The organism is Vibrio sp. ES.051 (assembly GCF_002563795.1).
Taxonomy (GTDB): Bacteria; Pseudomonadota; Gammaproteobacteria; order Enterobacterales; family Vibrionaceae; genus Vibrio.
In genome coordinates, this window is the sequence record NZ_PDJL01000004.1 from 1342552 (window position 1) to 1357573 (window position 15022).

Below are 15022 nucleotides of genomic sequence, written 5' to 3' on the forward strand. Positions count from 1 at the left end.
TTTGCTTCGCCGCTATTTCCCTTCAGAGAATAACTGGTCAAGTTTGTCTTCGTAGTCATGGTAGTTCAGATGTTGATACAACTCTTTACGTGTTTGCATTGAGTCAACTAATGCTTCCTGATTACCCACTTCTAAAAGGTGTTTATAAACCGTTTCTGCGGCTCTGTTCATAGCACGAAACGCACTAAGTGGATAAAGCACCATGTCCACTTTTGCTTCCGCTAACTCATCACAGCCATATAATGGCGTCGCGCCAAATTCCGTAATGTTCGCCAAAATAGGAACATGCTTACCAGTTGCTTGTTCAAGCGCGTTAGAGAACTCAAGATATTGGTCCAGCTTGGTCATCGCTTCAGGGAAGATCATGTCCGCCCCGGCTTCAACACACGCAATCGCACGTGCAATGGCACTGTCCATACCTTCAACCGCAAGCGCATCGGTACGCGCCATAATCACGAAACTTGCATCGTTGCGCGCATCAACCGCGGCTTTTACACGGTCAACCATCTCTTGCTGGCTCACAATCGCTTTGTTAGGACGATGACCACAGCGTTTCTGTGCGACTTGATCTTCCATATGAACCGCTGCCGCGCCCGCCTTTTCCATTGCTTTGACCGTACGAGCAATATTAAAAGCACCGCCAAAACCCGTATCAATATCGACCAAAAGTGGCAAATCACACGCGTTAGTGATGCGGTCAACGTCAACCAGAACATCATTTAGCGTAGTGATTCCGAGATCCGGCAATCCGTATGACGCGTTTGCGATACCGCCGCCAGACAAGTAAATCGCTTGATGCCCCAAGTTCTTCGCCATCATGGCGCAGTACGGGTTAATAGTGCCGACAATTTGCAGCGGATTGTTTTGTTCAATGGCGAGTCTGAACTTCGCGCCCGGTGTTAGGCTCATGACGAATTCCTTCTAGTCTTTGTCTAAACTTTCTGTATGTATAATTTGTGATTGGATGAGCTTTCGACTTCCTGAGATGTGTCTTCTCATCAGCATTTCTGCAAGCTCTTCATCGCGATTACGGATGGCTTCCAGAATGAATTTGTGTTCGGTGAGTGCCTCATTCGGACGAGATTGCGCACGTGGCGACTGATAACGGTACATGCGTAGCAAGTGGTAAAGTTCATCGCACAACAGGGAAATTAACTTACGGTTTCTACTCGCTTGAATGATGCGATAGTGAAAGTCAAAATCCCCGTGCTGATGGAAGTAAGACGCCCCTTCCACTTGGTCAATGTGCTCTGAATGTGTCGACAACAGCATCTCTAAACTCAACAACTCTTCTTGTGTGATATGACGAGCAGCGAGTCTTGCAGCCATGCCTTCCAGTGCTTCGCGAACCGAGTAAAGCTCTATCAACTTTTCTGGGGAAAGTGTGGTCACTCTTGCGCCCACATGAGGAATACGCTCGATAAGTCCTAATCCTTCCAAACGCATCAATGCTTCGCGCAAAGGACCACGGCTGACTTGATATTTCTTCGCCAGTTCGGGTTCCGATATTTTATGACCAGGCTTCACATCGCCATTCACAATCACTTCAATCAGTGTTTCTGTCAGCGTTTCTGACTTGGTGTGCTCTTTCTCAGAACCCAATACTTTATAACGAGCTTTCAACTCAGCGTTCATAATCAGACACTCACTTAATCGACATCAAAATGTCTACAATTTCTTAACCTGCATTTAAAGTAGTCGATCGAAGTGTCGACAATCAAGCAAACTGTCGACAATTTAGACTAAGGTCGTAGATAAAAGTGCTTCAAGTGACGATTAATTGCTTATTTACTACGTAAAAATAGAGACAAATAAAAAATTGTCGACAATGTAGTCATTGAGACAAAGTGTAACTTTAAATAGAAACAGAGCTCGCCTCCGTCTACAGAACCAAGCAATGAGGATTATTTGACCATTTGCTACTATCTTTGCGCCAACAAATTGAGTACCGTTAACAACATTAGAACAAAAAACACACAAAGGAACATGTATGCAAATGGACTTTGCCCTCTTGTTCGCTGCGGGCGTGGTTGGTGGGATCATCAATTCCATTGCCGGAGGTGGAAGCTTTATTACTTTTCCAGCCTTAATGGCCGTTGGCGTGCCGCCTATTATCGCAAATGCGACGAACACCTATGCCGCATGTGCTGGTTACATCAGCGGTGCTATCGGGTTTAGAGAAGAGATCCTTAAAAATAAGCAAGAGTTACTGTTTACGGTATCTTTTAGCCTAATTGGTGGTGCGTTTGGTGCTTACCTGTTGCTCAATACACCTGAGTCACTATTTTTAGAGGCCATTCCTTGGCTGCTTTTGTTTGCGACTGTGCTTTTTTTGACCGGATCACGGTTAACCATGACGATCAAGGCCGTCACAAAAGAACACAAACACGCGGGTGTATTAGGCGTGATAGCGTTGGGCTTATTGTTGGTTGGAGTATCCGCATACGGCGGTTTTTTCAATGCCAGTTTAGGGGTTGTTGTACTGAGCTATTTAGTGGTGGCGGGTCATCAAGACATTAACTTAATGAATGGGCTAAAGCTGCTTGTTTCTACTTGTGTATCGCTCATCGCCATCTTAATTTTTATTGCGAACGGTTCAATTGATTGGAGCAAAGGCAGTATTGTTATGGGAGGAACTTTGCTGGGGGGGTATCTCGCGGCGCGGGTTTCTCGTCAGTTAAACCCCACTCATGTAAAAGGGTTTGTCACGGTTTCTTCAATCCTCATCACGATCTACTTTTTCATTGATGTGTACACTTAACCTCGCTCTCCCATCCTAATTTAGATAAATAAACATATAAAACGCCATCTCGTAGATGGCGTTTTATATTAAGTAAACAAAGAGGAATGATTACTCAATCAAACCGATTTCTTTATAGTATTTTAGTGCACCTGGATGAAGTGGTGCTGATAAACCATCCTTGACCATTTCTTCTTTCTTCAAGATAGAGAAAGCAGGATGAAGACGACGAAAATCATCAAAATTTTCAAATACCGCTTTTACAACGTTATAAACCACATCTTCAGAAACGGCAGTAGAAGAAACAAACGTAGCACCGACACCAAATGTCTGTATATCGTTATCCGTACCACGGTACATGCCGCCCGGTACGCTGACAACGCGATAGAAGCTGTTGTCTGCGACCAGTTTTTCTACATTAGGTCCCGATACCGTAACGATATTGCTATCACACGATGTGGTTGCTTCTTTAATGGCACCACTTGGATGACCCACCGTATAAACCATGGCATCGATTTTGTTATCACACAGTGCTTTTGATTGCTCTGCGGCTTTAAGCTCTGAAACAAGCTTAAAGTCATCATTGCTCCATCCATACTGCTTCATTAATACTTCCATAGTACCGCGTTGACCTGAGCCCGGGTTACCGATATTGACTCGCTTACCCTTTAAGTCATCAAACGTTTTGATGTTGGCATCTTTACGAGCAACGACTGTGAACGGTTCTGGGTGTACGGAGAAAACAGCACGTAGCTCTTTAAATGGTCCACTGCTCTCAAACTTACTGCTTCCATTGTAAGCGTGGTATTGCCAGTCAGACTGTGCGATACCCAGATCCAGTTCGCCTGCACGGATAGTGTTGATGTTGTATATTGAACCGCCCGTACTTTCGACCGAGCAACGGATACCATGCTCTTCACGAGATTTGTTTACCAAGCGACAGATAGCCCCACCTGTTGGATAGTAAACGCCCGTTACCCCACCGGTACCAATCGTGACAAAAGTCTCTTCAGCTGACGCAGCAAAGCCTGTAGTTAACGCTGCCAACGATGCAGCAAGTGCAATTTGTTTGAACTTAAACATTGAACATCCTTTTACCTGTGTTTGTGACCGTTTAAGTATAGCAAGAGTTAACAATTTGATAACATTTGATTTCGCAACATTGACTTCAGTATGCTTTCGTTAACTCTGCAATCTATCAGGCGGCTCAAAATCACATCAACAAAATACCTCGCATACTTAATGTTAGCTATTGCAGTATCGTTTCTAGAAAATGAAAAATATTAGTACCTAACCGGACTCCAATGGCGTGAATCTGACACAAAAAGAGCACCAATATCAGGTGCTCTTTGATTTGAAACCTAGTTTACAAGCCGCCTTCTTGTTGCGCCTGTTTTACCAATACCTGCCGTTGAGCTTCCTTCTCAGATATCACTTGTTTGTCCTTATGTACTTCCTGATTCAATGCTTCTGGAATGAAAACAAAGTACTTGTTAAGAGTCATCGTTAGAACCTCAATTTGCTATTAATCACCTTCTTGGTCAATGGAAGCAACATCAGAAAACACGTTTTCTTAGCTCCTTGTCGCTGGTTTCAAACAATAGAGGATGTTTATTGATGACACATCCTACATGCGCGGGCTAATTATAGGAGTAGCTTAACGGCTTACCAAGCACTCTTTTTCATCGTTGATGCACCTTAGTTTCATTATTAGAAATGGCTCAATATCGATTATTCACTAAATTTTTGTTTATAAAGGATAATAATTTTTAATACTCAGGGATGAGATTCAACCTAATAACGTGCAAGCATTACAACAGACATGAAAAATAACTCGCTTAGCTCACTCTCTCTTTTGGCAAAAAACGCTTAACGAGTCGCCAAAAACTAGACCAAATACACAATTAAATGCATGCACATATAAAACAGCATATCAATCTGTCTACCGGTTCAATATTTAACCTTTTTTGAGAAATCTTTAGCCACTTTTTTGGGTGTAATCGCGAAGAAAAGCAGACAATCAAATGTAAGTGAAATGAATCAATTTGACGCGTTCTCACTCTTGTCTATCCCCGCTCTATTTGGGAGGCCTATATGAAAAGCAACAAACTTGGTCATGTAATGACTTTCAGCAGAATGTTTTCCTTCATTGCTTTTTTGATCGCAACGTTCGCATGGGTTCTAAACATGTATGCGCTCTTTACCGTTTCCGTACTGGCGATTGTTGTTAGTGTCACCTTCTATCTCAAAGATAAGCTTTACCAACATAAAAGCCGTATCACTGAAAAAGAGCACCTAGGCGCTAAATAATGGATAAAAAAAGGATGCCGCGAGCACCCTTTTAGATTGTCTTAAGTCACTTAAACGTATTATACGTCGTAAGTAGTAGACGCAGTGTCGCCACCTGTACCAGTCCAGTTCGTGTGGAAGAACTCACCACGTGGACGGTCAGTACGCTCGTAAGTGTGAGCACCGAAGTAGTCACGTTGAGCTTGAAGCAGGTTAGCTGGTAGACGAGCGGTTGTGTAACCGTCTAGGAAAGATAGCGCAGAAATCGTACATGGCATTGGGATACCAGACTCTAGAGATTTCGCTGCTACTTTACGCCATGCTACTAGGCTGCCTTGTAGGATGTTTTTGAAGTACTCGTCAGAACCTAGGAACGCGATGTCTGGGTTTGCTTCGTACGCATCACGGATGTTGCCTAGGAATGCAGAACGGATGATACAACCACCACGCCACATTAGTGCTACGTTACCGTAGTTTAGGTCCCAGCCGTTTTCGTTCGACGCTTCACGCATTAGCATGAAACCTTGAGCGTAAGAGATGATCTTAGAAGCCAGTAGAGCTTGACGTAGTGCATCAACCCATTCTTGCTTGTCACCTTCAACTGGAGTGATGGTCTTCTCAAACAAAGCTTCCGCTTCAACACGTTGGTCTTTAAGAGCAGACAGGCAACGAGAGAATACAGACTCAGAGATAAGCGTTAGTGGGATACCTAGGTCTAGTGCGTTGATACCAGTCCACTTGCCCGTGCCTTTTTGGCCTGCAGTGTCTAGGATCTTCTCAACTAGCGCTTCACCGTCTTCATCTTTGTAGCCAAGGATGTCAGCAGTGATTTCAACGAGGTAGCTGTCTAGCTCAGTCTTGTTCCAGTCAGCGAATACTGCTTGCATCTCGTCAGCAGACATACCTAAGCCATCTTTCATGAACTGGTATGCTTCAGTGATAAGCTGCATGTCGCCGTATTCGATGCCGTTGTGTACCATCTTAACAAAGTGGCCCGCACCGTCGTTACCAACCCAGTCACAACAAGGCTCGCCAGCGTCTGTTTTTGCAGAGATACCTTGGAAGATAGGCTTCACCGCTTCCCACGCTTCAGCCGCGCCGCCTGGCATGATTGAAGGACCGAAACGCGCACCTTCTTCACCACCAGATACACCAGTACCAATGAAGTGGATGCCTTTCTCACGACAATGCGCTACACGACGGTTAGTGTCTGGGTAGTTCGTGTTACCACCATCAATGATGATGTCGCCTTCGTCTAGAAGCGGGATTAGGTTTTCGATGAACGTGTCTACAACGTCACCAGCACGAACCATAAGCATCACTTTACGTGGTGTTTCTAGCTTCTCTACTAGTTCTTCTAGAGAGTAAGCACCGACGATATTGGTGCCTTTCGCTGGACCTTCTAGGAACTCGTCTACTTTTGCAGCAGTACGGTTGTGCGCCACAACTTTGAAGCCGTGATCATTCATGTTTAGGATAAGGTTTTGTCCCATAACTGCTAGGCCAATTACACCGATATCACCTTTCATTGTTTCTCTCCAATTGTCTTTCATTGACGAGCAGCAAGTTACGCAATTTTCGCTGCTGCGTCCAAATCTAAATACCATTCTGTTAATCCCTCTCTCGAGTGGATCTTCGCTGCCGGATATGAGAGCGTGTCAGTAATAGAATTGCTGATCTCTTCAACGATGTCGGCTTTACCCGCACCAAGTACCAAGTAACTCACACGTTTCGCGGCTTCTATAACGCGAACGGTCTTAGAGACACGCAATTGGCCTGATTCGGGATGAGATGCCACAATGGCAAGATTTTCATCATCGTAATTGGTGTAGCCAGGAAATAGAGACGCAGTGTGGCCATCTGCTCCGACACCCAATAAGATCCAGTCGAATACTGGCGTACCATTTTCTGTTGGGATTACGTCTAACATCTCTTTGGCAAAGCGTTCTGCTTCTGCTTTTGGATCATTTTCACCACGGATACGGTGAATATTTTCAGCGGGAATCTTTACTTGGCTAAATAATAACGCGTTTGCCTCGCCATAGTTACTTTCCGGATTATCAGGGGCGACACAACGCTCGTCTCCCCACCAAAAGTGTAGATTTTGCCACTGAACTGAAGTTGCATAAGCCTCAGAGGCTAAGAGTTTGAATAACATTTTCGGCGTACTACCACCTGAAAGCGAAATATGAATCGGTCTCCCCATTTCGCTAAACGCTTTCATGTCGTTCGCTAAGCTTTCTATTACTCGCTCCGCAGTTTGATAAATCTTATGGTTGTTCATAGTTCACAGTAGTCCGTATCTGTTAAGTTTTTACATGGGAAACGCCAAGCGCGATCGTCACGCTCTAGCAAATTATCTGACTCTTTAGGGCCCCATGTTCCGCATGCGTATCCGAAGAGTGATTGCGGGTCTTGTTTGAAATCAAGAATTGGCTGTACGTACTGCCAACATGCTTCCACCGCATCACTACGTGCAAATAGCGTAGCATCCCCTTTTAGGGCATCAAGAAGAAGACGCTCATATGCCGTTAGCATTTGCGTTTCTTGAAGGTCAGCGTAATGGAAGTTCATTTTGACTTCCTTCGCTTTAAAACCCGCCCCTGGCTCTTTCAAACCAAAGCTCATCTGGATACCTTCATCTGGCTGAATCCGGATGATTAACTTATTCTCTGGGGCATTTTGACCAAACACTGGGTGCGGTGTTTGTTTAAAGTGAATCACCACTTCAGTCACACGAGTCGGAAGACGCTTACCTGTACGAACATAAAAAGGTACGCCATTCCAACGCCAGTTATTAATGTACGCTTTCAAACCAATGTAAGTCTCAGTACGAGAATCGTCCGCTACGCCTGGCTCCTCTCGGTAACCACGTAAGCTTTGTCCTCTGACTTCTGAAGCCGTGTATTGACCTAACACTAAGTCGTTACGCAGGGCGTCTTCGTCCAATGGTTTTAGACACTGAAGTACCTTCACCACTTCATCTCGCATTGAATCTGCATTGATTTGTGCCGGTGGCTCCATACCAACCATCGCCAAGACTTGTAGCAGGTGGTTTTGGAACATATCTCGAACCGCGCCAGAATTATCGTAATAACCACCGCGCTCTTCAACGCCCAAGAACTCCGCACCTGTGATTTCCACGTAATCAATAAAGTTACGGTTCCATAACGGTTCAAACATTGCGTTTGAAAAACGGAAAACCAATAGGTTTTGAACGGTTTCTTTGCCTAGATAGTGATCAATGCGGTAAAGCTGATGTTCTTGGAAATGTTCATGGATTTCTTTATCTAAAGTACGGGCAGATTCAAGATCATAACCGAATGGCTTTTCAATGATCAGACGCTTCCAGCCGTCCTCTTCGTTATTTAGGCCATGAGCGGCAAGACTTGCAGGAACCACACTGTATAGACTAGGAGGTGTCGCTAAATAGAAAAGTGTATTACGTTGCTCAAACTGGTATTCGTCGGCTAGTTGGTCTAAACGAGAAGATAGCTTGCTGTAATCTTGCGTGTCAGAAGTGTTAATAGCTTGGTAATGCAGATGGCTAATGAATGCATCAAGCGTTTCTGGCTCAGTTTTTTCCATTTCCTGAAGTGATTTTTTCAACTTCTCGCGATAAGACTCGTCACTGTACTCTGTGCGACTTACTCCCAGAATCACAAAGTTTTCTGGTAGCTGCTTATTCGCGTAGAGGTGGTATAAAGCAGGAATTAACTTTCGGTATGTAAGGTCACCCGAAGCACCAAAAATAACGATGCTACTTTTTTCTGGTATTACCATCATCTTTCCCTTTAAAACTAGGTACTTATTGTGCGCCTGGATACGGCTAAAGGATAAGCCAACCCTATCAATGGCACCTCAAAATAGAAAATTGGCCTTACCTATTACGTTGATAGGTAAAGTCTATAGGCCCACAGAACCTCAAAAGTGGCGCTTCTTGAGTCTTTGCGAAAACACGACGTCACGACGTATTGAGGTCATTTGGGTCACTTATGTCTCAAGAGTACAAACTGTACTCAGTGGAGGAGAGTCCGACACGGTGCAGTATTGTCTACGACTATTTGATTTACATCAACACTTGCCAGTGCAAACGTTTAAATAAGTTACACATAACATCATAACCGATTGTATTTAATAAATAAAAAAGCCTAATTAAAGTTAGCTAAAATTTAAACAAAAACGCTAATTTGAGCAATGTTTATCCAGTTTTGCAACCCCTTACAAAGTTGACGTGACCGACTCAAAACCTATTTTTAATTCGCCTATATGATAATCATACTCAATTAAGCATAATGACGATACTATCAATGCGGAACCATCCTGAAAACAGCTTCTTTATGTGTGCTCATGACCACTTTTATTCACTGCATCACCGCTCAAAACTCACATTAATGCTGGCCTACATATCGAACATTTCTGCTTCCTCGAAGCGAATAACTCATTGCTCCTTGAGCCGTTGATGTGATGCAAACAACAGCAAGTTTAACGGTTAGTTTATGGCCGTGATGAAACATAAAACGACAATTATTGACTGAATTCAGCATTCGCTACCAACCTAAAATCCCATACATAATTGCCCCCTTAAAGCGTGATCATCGTCACGGTCATTTCAGGGGTTTTTGAGGCATTTTTAGACTTTACCACGTATACTTTTTAGTCAAAGAAGCCTGTAAGAGTTTCAACATGGAAAACAGTTAAGCTGGAAGTCTGTTAAACGCTCAATATTTGATGTCAGTCATTTGAATAAAAATAAAATACAATACAAATACTGATTATATGACAAGGACTTAGATACCATCTAAAACTGAATAAAAAACTATAGGTATAGATACATTTATAGTTAAAAGGAATACCGAACATGGAACGCGATACATTTGGAATTTGCCTGAATAAGGCCATGCTGTCAGAGAATATATATTCAACTTTTACCCACGTCAGAGCTTATGAAAATAACGGAGGCAATACTTCTGAACTCAAAGTATTGCTATCGTTCCCTCAAATGAGTGGTAAAGATTTATTGAATACAATGCGTGGTTCTCGCCAACTTGAATGGCGGGCAGAATTTCACTGTCCATACCCATATATTAAATGATTTTTGACTCCTACGCGGCCTGCTATACTCATGAGCTGGCCGCATGGTTTTCCACCTAATTCTTCCCCTCTCCACTTAACAGTGTGAGCCGAATCCTTTATATTAGAGTTATTACTCTACAACAAAGCAGCCACTATGAAAAAAACGGAAAAGTTTTGGATTCTGGGTTTACTCAGCAGCTCCATTTCTTTTGCCTGTCATGCGGCACCTATCACCTTTGATACTGCATGGCAGTTGTTATTAGAAAACAACTACTCTCTCAAGGCTCAACGCTCAAACGTTGATAATTATCAATACCAACAGAGGGCGACAAACCACCTTAACTGGCCTCAAGTGACCCTTGGTGCAAATTACACGCGTTTAGATACCGACATCACGCTGTCAGGGAAGCAAATACTGGATAGCGCCGAAGTTCCAATCCATTTACCACTACCGCCGCTTATTACTGGGGCGATCGCGAATACGACTTCGACCATTACTGAACGCGATATTTTCTCTTCTTCTATTCGGGCAATTTGGCCGATTTTTACTGGTGGCCGTATCTCTGCGGCACAGTCAGCAGCAGAAGGAAAGACGGATGAAGCGCAAAGCCAGCTTTTGATGGAACAACAAGCGCGTTTCGAAGATTTATCTAAATATTACTTCTCGGTTGTACTCGCAAAAGAAGTGTTAACAACACGAAAAGCGGTTGAGGCAGGATTAAAGAAACACCGAAATTTTGCAATTAAACTCGAAGAGCAAGGACAGATAGCGCATGTAGAGCGTCTACAAGCAGAAGCCTCACTAGATAAAGCCTCCGTTGAAACCCGTAAAGCAGCAAACGACTTAAGCATTGCTCAAGCCGCGTTGGGTAAACTTCTGGCTCAAGACGATGCCATCGAACCCATAGAGTCGCTATTCATAAATGAGAATCTCCCACCTCTCACTGCTTTTATTGATCAAACCTTGCTCACCTACCCTGGACTTGAACTTCTTGATGCCAAACACAAACAAGCATCAAGCTTAATCAAAGCAGAAAAAGGAAAATATTATCCTGAGGTTTATTTGTACGGCGATTACAACTTGTATGAAGATGACTCGTTGGCAAGCCAAATGAAGCCAGACTGGTTAGTTGGTGTCGGCGTAAGTATTCCGTTGATTGAGTCAACAGGTCGAAGTGAAAAAGTAAAAGCCGCGCAAAGTGTGGCCTCACAAGTTGATTCATTAAAATCTCAGGCAAAACAAGACTTGTCGTTATTAGTGCAAAAAACGTATCTCCAAGCACAACAAGCCATCGACGAAGTTCAAGGGCTCGAATCAAGTATTACGCTGGCAAACGAAAACCTACGTCTACGAGAAAAAGCGTTTACTCAAGGACTTTCTTCGTCTCTAGATGTCGTTGATGCACAACTTTATGTCGCCAATATTGAGACACAACGCTCAGCAGCGCGTTTCCGCTATTTGATTTCTTTAACAAAACTGTTGGCTCTTAGCAGTGAAATGAACAACTTCGAACAATACCAACATACCGCTTATATCCCTGCTTCAATATCCAAAGAGGTGAAATAAATCATGGCAGCGAAATCTCTAAAACCTGTTTTCCTATCACTTTGTGCTTTGGGTATCGTCTCTTGGATTGGCTATCAATTTTATCAAGCCTATCAGCCAGCACCCGTTCGTCTCCAAGGGTTGATAGAGGCTCAGCAGTACAGTATTTCTTCTAAAGTGGCGGGCCGTATTGATGAGGTAATGGTTCGCAAAGGTGATAATGTTGAGAAAGGGCAACTTATCTTTACGCTTCATAGCCCTGAAATAGAAGCGAAGCTAGAGCAAGCAAAAGCTGGTGAAAAGGCGGCAGATGCTTTAGCGCAAGAGGCAGAAAAAGGCGCCCGTGAACAACAAATTCAAGCAGCCAAAGATCAATGGCTGAAAGCCAAATCTGCCGCGGATTTAATGGCGAAGACTTACAACAGAATCAATAATCTTTATAAAGATGGTGTCGTTGCAGAACAAAAACGCGACGAAGCATTAACCCAGTGGCAAGCCGCGAAATACACACAAAGCGCAGCGTACCAGATGTACGAGATGGCAAAAGAAGGCGCTCGTAGTGAAACAAAAGTCGCTGCGGCTGAAAAAGCTCGTATGGCTTCTGGTGCTGTCGCAGAGGTTGAAGCGTATGCCAAAGATACGCAAATCTACAGCTGGTTTGATGGCGAAGTTTCTCAAATATTACTTCAAAGTGGCGAGTTAGCACCGCAAGGTTTTCCTGTCGTCACAGTTATTGATACGCAAGATGCTTGGGCAACGCTTAACGTCCGTGAAGATCATCTAAAGCACTTCAACAAAGGCTCAACCTTTAACGCATATCTCCCAGCTTTAGACAAAAATGTTGAGTTTAAAGTAATGCATATTGCCGTAATGGGTGACTTTGCCACTTGGAGAGCAACCGACGCGTCTCAAGGTTTTGATTTGCGCACGTTTGAAGTAGAAGCTCGTCCAACTCAAGCGGAATCTAAGCTGCGCATGGGCATGAGTGTTGTTGTTGAACTCTAATCACAACGGGTGGACTTTATGACGATTAAGATTTCACAACGGCATATCTTGCGCCGAGACAAGTGGTTACTATCGTGCATCACTTGGGTGCCGCTTTTACTGGCTATTACCATATGGGGCGTATTCTCAGCAGGTATTGCTCGGGATCTACCAATAGGTGTCGTAGATTTACAACACTCCCAACTGTCCAGAAAACTGACTCAATTTTTAGATGCTTCATCTAGCTTAGCGGTAAATTATCACTACACCAGTGCGACTGAAGCAAAAAATGCGATGATCGAAGGCGATATTTACGCTTATGCGGTGATTCCACCGCAATTCGATCAGGACATTTTTCAGCATCGTCAGCCTCAGCTTTCTGTATTTTACAACAGCCAATATATTTTGGTCGCAAAGTTGGTCAACTCTGCTGTTGCACAAGCACAAGGATATTTCGATGCTCAGCTTGAGGTGATGAATAATTTGGCGCAAGGGAATACCACAACGCTTGCTGCAACGGGCCAAGCCGTACCTGTTTCAACTCAGATCACAGCCCTATTTAACCGCAATAACAACTACGCTCAGTTTTTGGTTACCGCGATCGTTCCAGCAATTTGGCAGATTGGTATCGTTGTAAGCACCATTTTGATCTTAGCGGCACATTTTCGTATTTACGCTGGGAAAACGCAGTTTGAGTTTCTGGGCGACAAACCATACGCAAAGCTGGCTTTTATTTTGAGTCGATATATTCCTGTATTTATGCTGCAAGGCGCACTTTTTCTTTATTGGTTTTATCTCTTACTAGATTGGCCAATGGCGGGCAGCTTCATTGTCATATTACTGGCTCAGTTAAGTACAATAATTGCCTGCATGATTATGGGAGCGTTATTCTTCTTTTTATCAATGGATCCTGCCCGCGCTATGAGTTTTGCAGGCGCCTTTACTGCGCCTAGTTTTGCCTTTATGGGGGTTACTTTCCCAGTCTCTGACATGAATACGCTCGCTTACGCTTGGCGATCATTATTACCCATTACCCATTACATTGAAGTGCAGATCGGCCAAGCCAGCTATGGCGAATCCACTGTAGAATCTTTACGTACTTTATGCCCGATGATTGGCTACGTTGTGCCTTTGATACTAACCGCCGCCTTAATGAGTAAATACAGAACGGCTGCACTTAAGTGTCGAAGCGAGGAGGCTGTATGACATTATGGCAACTGCTTAAAGCGGAAATTCGATCCGTTCTGACGAATCCGGTCGTGACATTAACCGTGTTTGGTGGGGTGGTGTTCTATTCGTTTTTATATCCTCTGCCTTACGCGCAACAAACACCACGTGAACAGCCAATTGCAATTGTAAATTTGGACGGTAGTCAAACCAGTTTGACACTTGAACGTATGGTCGATGCGACTCCACAAGTACAAGTGATGACTCGGCTTCATACCATTGCAGATGCGAAACAAGCTTTTTTAAATCGTGATATTACTGGCTTCTTAGTCATCCCTGAGCACTTTTACAAAGACCTGATGCTAGGTAAAAGCCCTACCCTCGCTTATGCTGCTGATGCTTCTTATTTTTTAGTTTACGGGACCGTAGTTGAAGGTTTAGCACAAGCTGGCGGAACGTTAGGCGCGCAAGTGAAAGTCAGTAAAATGGTGATTAATGGCGTACCTCTGAGTATGGCTAGCCACAACTACTCCGCAGTTAAGCTGAATATGAAACCGACGTTCAACCCAACGATGGGATACATCGAATATGTGGTTCCTGCTGTGTTTGTGCTGATCTTACAACAAACGCTGATAATGGCAGTGGGATTACAAACCGGCTCACAGCGTCACGGACGTGGATATTGGTCTCAAGTCTCAACGGGCTCATTGATACTGGTACGAACCCTTGTCTTTGTGACGGTCTACTACTTGCTGAGTGCCTATTACTTGGGGTTCAGTTTCGAACGTCTGAACGTTAACCATATCGCTAAAGCGGATGAATTGCTCACTATGCTGTTGCCATTCTTGCTTGGATGCTGCGGTCTAGGCTTTTGTTTGGGCTACTTATTACCAAGACGAGAATTAGTGACTTTTGTAGTATTAGTGAGTTCAATGCCACTAATTTTCTTAGCTGGCTTTATCTGGCCTGTGGAATCGATCCCTGCCCCACTGCTTTGGTTGGCCGACTTAAGCCCAAGCACATGGGCAATTAAAGGCTTTCTGGCACTAAATCAAATGGGGGCTACGTGGCAACAAGTGGCTGAGTATTGGACGGGGCTTTGGGCTCTGACCGTTCTTTGGGGAAGTGCGGCATATTGGATTGCAAGACGCAATTCTAAACCAGTTGTGACGGAAAGCATAAGCTAGCTTTCAGACTAAATATTGGGTCTAAAAAACAAA

General features: G+C 43.9%; 14 protein-coding genes. 7 read left to right on the forward strand and 7 right to left on the reverse strand.

Annotated features, from left to right (window positions below; translation table 11 throughout):
• Nucleotides 1-12: 12 nt before the first annotated feature.
• Both prpB and ATG66_RS12605 read right to left on the reverse strand, forming a co-directional pair.
• On the reverse strand, nucleotides 13-909 hold the full coding sequence (gene prpB / locus ATG66_RS12600) for a methylisocitrate lyase (RefSeq protein ID WP_098415623.1): 897 nt from the start codon (nucleotides 907-909) through the stop codon (nucleotides 13-15).
• 12 nt (nucleotides 910-921) lie between these two features.
• Complete coding sequence (locus ATG66_RS12605) at nucleotides 922-1635, reverse strand: GntR family transcriptional regulator (RefSeq protein WP_098415624.1); 714 nt, start codon at nucleotides 1633-1635, stop codon at nucleotides 922-924.
• A 355-nt stretch (nucleotides 1636-1990) separates the two neighbouring features.
• Between ATG66_RS12605 and ATG66_RS12610 the strand changes: the two genes are divergently transcribed.
• Complete coding sequence (locus tag ATG66_RS12610; RefSeq protein WP_098415625.1) at nucleotides 1991-2761, forward strand: sulfite exporter TauE/SafE family protein; 771 nt, start codon at nucleotides 1991-1993, stop codon at nucleotides 2759-2761.
• A gap of 90 nt (nucleotides 2762-2851) precedes the next feature.
• Here the strand turns inward: ATG66_RS12610 and ATG66_RS12615 are convergent, their stop codons facing one another.
• Nucleotides 2852-3823 carry a TAXI family TRAP transporter solute-binding subunit gene (locus tag ATG66_RS12615; RefSeq protein ID WP_098415626.1) on the reverse strand — a complete coding sequence of 324 codons (972 nt, stop codon included), beginning with the start codon at nucleotides 3821-3823 and terminating at the stop codon, nucleotides 2852-2854.
• A 283-nt stretch (nucleotides 3824-4106) separates the two neighbouring features.
• Nucleotides 4107-4244: a hypothetical protein gene (locus ATG66_RS20835; RefSeq protein ID WP_179885655.1), complete on the reverse strand. Its 138-nt coding sequence runs from the start codon at nucleotides 4242-4244 to the stop codon at nucleotides 4107-4109.
• A gap of 590 nt (nucleotides 4245-4834) precedes the next feature.
• Between ATG66_RS20835 and ATG66_RS12625 the strand changes: the two genes are divergently transcribed.
• Complete coding sequence (locus ATG66_RS12625) at nucleotides 4835-5050, forward strand: hypothetical protein (RefSeq protein WP_098415627.1); 216 nt, start codon at nucleotides 4835-4837, stop codon at nucleotides 5048-5050.
• A gap of 59 nt (nucleotides 5051-5109) precedes the next feature.
• Here ATG66_RS12625 and gnd read toward each other — a convergent pair whose 3' ends face one another.
• The 3 genes from gnd to zwf are packed head-to-tail and all read right to left on the reverse strand — an operon-like array spanning nucleotide 5110 to nucleotide 8812.
• On the reverse strand, nucleotides 5110-6558 hold the full coding sequence (gene gnd, locus ATG66_RS12630) for a decarboxylating NADP(+)-dependent phosphogluconate dehydrogenase (RefSeq protein WP_048659456.1): 1449 nt from the start codon (nucleotides 6556-6558) through the stop codon (nucleotides 5110-5112).
• A gap of 38 nt (nucleotides 6559-6596) precedes the next feature.
• Nucleotides 6597-7313, reverse strand: a complete 717-nt coding sequence (gene pgl, locus ATG66_RS12635; protein ID WP_098415628.1) for a 6-phosphogluconolactonase — start codon at nucleotides 7311-7313, stop codon at nucleotides 6597-6599.
• The gene (gene zwf / locus ATG66_RS12640) at nucleotides 7310-8812 is read right to left on the reverse strand and encodes a glucose-6-phosphate dehydrogenase (protein ID WP_179885686.1); all 1503 of its coding nucleotides are present in this window, start codon (nucleotides 8810-8812) and stop codon (nucleotides 7310-7312) included. The genes pgl and zwf overlap by 4 nt, the downstream gene beginning before the upstream one ends.
• A 1078-nt stretch (nucleotides 8813-9890) precedes the next feature.
• Between zwf and ATG66_RS12645 the strand changes: the two genes are divergently transcribed.
• From ATG66_RS12645 to ATG66_RS12665, 5 genes are all read left to right on the forward strand, one after another.
• Nucleotides 9891-10124, forward strand: coding sequence for a hypothetical protein (locus ATG66_RS12645; protein ID WP_098415630.1), 234 nt, complete (start codon nucleotides 9891-9893; stop codon nucleotides 10122-10124).
• Nucleotides 10125-10259: 135 nt separating this feature from the next.
• Nucleotides 10260-11672: a TolC family protein gene (locus ATG66_RS12650; protein ID WP_098415631.1), complete on the forward strand. Its 1413-nt coding sequence runs from the start codon at nucleotides 10260-10262 to the stop codon at nucleotides 11670-11672.
• Between the two features lie 3 nt (nucleotides 11673-11675).
• Nucleotides 11676-12656: an HlyD family secretion protein gene (locus tag ATG66_RS12655; protein ID WP_098415632.1), complete on the forward strand. Its 981-nt coding sequence runs from the start codon at nucleotides 11676-11678 to the stop codon at nucleotides 12654-12656.
• A gap of 18 nt (nucleotides 12657-12674) precedes the next feature.
• A complete protein-coding gene (locus tag ATG66_RS12660; protein ID WP_098415633.1) occupies nucleotides 12675-13841 on the forward strand; it encodes an ABC transporter permease in 1167 nt (388 codons plus the stop codon).
• Nucleotides 13838-14989, forward strand: coding sequence for an ABC transporter permease (locus ATG66_RS12665; protein ID WP_098415634.1), 1152 nt, complete (start codon nucleotides 13838-13840; stop codon nucleotides 14987-14989). The genes ATG66_RS12660 and ATG66_RS12665 overlap by 4 nt, the downstream gene beginning before the upstream one ends.
• Nucleotides 14990-15022 lie beyond the last annotated feature (33 nt).

What these genes read in the sequence shown, in the direction of transcription:
- gnd (WP_048659456.1), bottom strand. Translation starts at nt 6,558, where the DNA reads ATGAAAGGTGATATCGGTGTAATTGGCCTAGCAGTTATGGGACAAAAC.
- ATG66_RS12605 (WP_098415624.1), bottom strand. Translation starts at nt 1,635, where the DNA reads ATGAACGCTGAGTTGAAAGCTCGTTATAAAGTATTGGGTTCTGAGAAA.
- prpB (WP_098415623.1), bottom strand. Translation starts at nt 909, where the DNA reads ATGAGCCTAACACCGGGCGCGAAGTTCAGACTCGCCATTGAACAAAAC.
- ATG66_RS12645 (WP_098415630.1), top strand. Translation starts at nt 9,891, where the DNA reads ATGGAACGCGATACATTTGGAATTTGCCTGAATAAGGCCATGCTGTCA.
- zwf (WP_179885686.1), bottom strand. Translation starts at nt 8,812, where the DNA reads ATGGTAATACCAGAAAAAAGTAGCATCGTTATTTTTGGTGCTTCGGGT.
- ATG66_RS12615 (WP_098415626.1), bottom strand. Translation starts at nt 3,823, where the DNA reads ATGTTTAAGTTCAAACAAATTGCACTTGCTGCATCGTTGGCAGCGTTA.
- ATG66_RS12660 (WP_098415633.1), top strand. Translation starts at nt 12,675, where the DNA reads ATGACGATTAAGATTTCACAACGGCATATCTTGCGCCGAGACAAGTGG.
- ATG66_RS12625 (WP_098415627.1), top strand. Translation starts at nt 4,835, where the DNA reads ATGAAAAGCAACAAACTTGGTCATGTAATGACTTTCAGCAGAATGTTT.
- ATG66_RS12650 (WP_098415631.1), top strand. Translation starts at nt 10,260, where the DNA reads ATGAAAAAAACGGAAAAGTTTTGGATTCTGGGTTTACTCAGCAGCTCC.
- ATG66_RS20835 (WP_179885655.1), bottom strand. Translation starts at nt 4,244, where the DNA reads ATGACTCTTAACAAGTACTTTGTTTTCATTCCAGAAGCATTGAATCAG.
- pgl (WP_098415628.1), bottom strand. Translation starts at nt 7,313, where the DNA reads ATGAACAACCATAAGATTTATCAAACTGCGGAGCGAGTAATAGAAAGC.
- ATG66_RS12655 (WP_098415632.1), top strand. Translation starts at nt 11,676, where the DNA reads ATGGCAGCGAAATCTCTAAAACCTGTTTTCCTATCACTTTGTGCTTTG.
- ATG66_RS12610 (WP_098415625.1), top strand. Translation starts at nt 1,991, where the DNA reads ATGCAAATGGACTTTGCCCTCTTGTTCGCTGCGGGCGTGGTTGGTGGG.
- ATG66_RS12665 (WP_098415634.1), top strand. Translation starts at nt 13,838, where the DNA reads ATGACATTATGGCAACTGCTTAAAGCGGAAATTCGATCCGTTCTGACG.